Annotated in this window: 3 protein-coding genes; all 3 read right to left on the bottom strand. The window is 39.2% G+C overall.

The annotated features are described in order from the left end of the window. Positions 1-286: transposase (locus I6F48_RS21110; RefSeq protein WP_197120240.1), on the bottom strand; the 286-nt coding region annotated here is incomplete at its 3' end. A gap of 237 nt (positions 287-523) precedes the next feature. Then, positions 524-739 (bottom strand): hypothetical protein, encoded by a 216-nt coding sequence (locus I6F48_RS21105; RefSeq protein WP_197120239.1) that lies wholly within the window; start codon positions 737-739, stop codon positions 524-526. Positions 740-953: 214 nt separating this feature from the next. Further along, positions 954-2492 carry a transposase gene (locus tag I6F48_RS21100; RefSeq protein WP_197120238.1) on the bottom strand — a complete coding sequence of 513 codons (1539 nt, stop codon included), beginning with the start codon at positions 2490-2492 and terminating at the stop codon, positions 954-956. Positions 2493-2822 lie beyond the last annotated feature (330 nt).

Below are 2822 nucleotides of genomic sequence, written 5' to 3'. Positions count from 1 at the left end.
ACACACTCATAAATAAAATGTTCGTCTCACACGCTTTAGCAATTCGGCGGCTACTAATTAAACCATGAGCATAACCCAGTAAAATAATCTTTAGCATTACCGAGGGTGGATACGCCGCCGCGCCCGTTCTGTCGTTGTTATACCACGCGTCAAAGCCCGTCAAGTCGAGTTTATTTTCGACAATATAACAAAGGGCATACTCAAAGGTGCCAGGCAAAATTTGTTCAGCGAAATTGATAGGAATGAATTTATTTTGACAGGATAAGTCAGGCTTATAGTTAGCCATAACAGTTTACCGTGGGTGAATAATATCTATTAGATCACAGCGAATGAATGGATTCAAGGTTAAAAAGCAATCAATTGAAAATAGTAGAATACGTTCCTAGAAAGAGTAATTCTACAGCCTCAACGCCCTGTTAAGGGGCAAATTGTAGTTGGCTAAAATGTGAAGCGGAGCGGAACTAGCCAACTGTAATTTGTCCCGCTTTAACAGCTTGTTATATGCAAATTACAACTACAGTAATTAGCCTTTTATTTCTGTGAAAATAACCTCTGTAATCTGCTTATGACCACAAATTTTACATACACCTTCTAAGTGTTGCTTTTCATCTAAAATATAAATTTTAGGATCAATTATACCTAAATCAGCTTTCTCACAATAATCACACCACGAATCATTAATAAAAAAATCTTTATCCGACTCGTCAAGAACATCAAAACTCAAATATTGTTTCTTCATACTCTACTTTGCATATAACGAGCCTGTAGATTAACTCGTTTTAAAATTTGTTTTATTGATAAACAAACCATAGCTGAGTTCCTATTTTGGTTCAATTGATTACTGTATTTTTACGCAGCATATAAAGAAGTGTTTGGTGTTGTTTAAATTGGCGTTTTGGAAGCGATTACGAGTGGTTGAGTGGTTTTATTTAGGTTAAAAGGACTTCCCCTTCTTAATGCATCGCGTTTTGCAGTTTTTCTATATTATGAACAAGGCAATACAGTTGCCATTGCGTATTAACTTTCGTTTGACCCCGTAAGGTCAATTTATTCATGCCCTTGTTGACGGTAATATTGCCGAACACGGGTTCAATACAGCCTAATCGCTTGCTGTATTGTCGTCGTCCGATTGGGCTGTCTATTTTTACTTTCATTTTGTCTACATAGCTCAGCTTTTTGCGTGATTCATTATTTATAAACTGTACTTGTCGCCCCGTTTTAATGGGTAGCTTTCGCATGCATTGCTGCTGTAGCGGGCACGTTTTACAGTCTTTTAAGTAACCACAGAATCGCGTGTATTGCTGGTTATGACTTTTTACATTAACCCCACTTCGCCACATATCATTACCTGCAGGACAACGGCAGGTTTGAGTTGCCTCATCATAATGAAAATCGTCTGAGGTAAATAAGCGTGGCTTGCCTTTGCTGCGTTTTAGTCGGCGCTTTTCTTGCTCCGTTTCGTATGTTTCGCTGTCTTTAAACAGCGGGTTTCGTTTTCTAAATTGATTATCCGCAATGTACGTATCGAACCCGCTTTGCGCCATAAATTCGAGATTTGCTTCGCTGTTAAATCCACTGTCTGCGGTGAACTTAATCGTGTGATCGTATTTGCGCTTGTCAGTGTTCAATTTATCAAGCTGCTGCTTTAATTGCTTAACAGCTGGCTGTAGGGTTTGTTGCTCACCCACTGAGCCCCATGCTTGTGCTTGCAGGATGATTTGGTGTTTATCGTCATTAATCGCGATACCGTTGTAGCCTTGAATCGTCCCTTTTGAAGTCGTCATTTTTGCGCTATCTGGGTCAGTGATATTACTTTTAACAGGCTTGCCTTTACTGCCTGTTTTCTCTTCGTGAGTGGCTAAAAACTCGGTGATTTTACCTGCACTTCTATCCAGCTTTTCTTTTTGTTTTAAGTCCTGAGTTATTAACTCTTCGCCCAGTCCATCTTGTGATTGGTGGCGTTCAATAATACGTTTGCTTGCGCGTTCTAGTTTTGCTTTTTTGCGGTCTAACTCATCGAATTTGCCGCTCCACTCCTTACTTGCATTGGACTTTAATTTACACCCATCAATGGCAAACATGTTGCGGCCTATCAAGCCTTCTTCATCACATATCATCAGTACTTGCGTAAAAAGCGGCTCAATCTGTTCATGCATTTTGGCCACGAATCCCGCTATTGATGTGTAATGCGGCTGAATATCCCCTGATACACTCATAAATAAAATGTTCGTTTCACACGCTTTAGCAATTCGGCGACTACTGATCAAACCATGTGCATAACCCAGTAAAATAATCTTTAGCATTACCGAAGGCGGATACGCAGCAGCGCCTGTTTTGTCGTTGTTATACCACGCGTCAAAACCCGACAAGTCGAGTTTATTTTCGACAATATAACAAAGGGCATACTCAAAGGTGCCAGGCAAAATTTGCTCAGCGAAATTGATAGGAATGAATTTATTTTGACAGGATAAGTCAGGCTTATAGTTAGCCATAACAGTTTACCGTGGGTGAATAATATCTATTAGATCACAGCGAATGAATGGATTCAAGGTTAAAAAGCAATCAAATGAAAATAGTAGAATACGTTCCTAGAAAGAGTAATTCTACAGCCTCAACGCCGTTTTAAGCGGCAAATTGCAGTTGGCTAAAATAAGTGAGGTACGAACAAAAAGCCAACTGTAATTTGTCCGTCTTGAAAACCCTTATAGTTCGACCAAGCCACTTAATTTAAAAGTAACTGACTATTATATTAAGTGGAATATGCTTCTGTTGGTTACGAATATTGAATGACAAACATCCAATGTTTTTAACAAGACGTTCGA

It is taken from the genome of Pseudoalteromonas sp. SWYJ118 (assembly GCF_015864505.1).
Taxonomy (GTDB): domain Bacteria; phylum Pseudomonadota; class Gammaproteobacteria; order Enterobacterales; family Alteromonadaceae; genus Pseudoalteromonas; species Pseudoalteromonas arctica.
This window is presented reverse-complemented; position numbering and strand designations above follow the sequence as displayed.

Excerpts from the sequence above, each read along its gene's own strand:
- I6F48_RS21100 (WP_197120238.1), bottom strand. The coding sequence starts at position 2,492 with ATGGCTAACTATAAGCCTGACTTATCCTGTCAAAATAAATTCATTCCT.
- I6F48_RS21105 (WP_197120239.1), bottom strand. The coding sequence starts at position 739 with ATGAAGAAACAATATTTGAGTTTTGATGTTCTTGACGAGTCGGATAAA.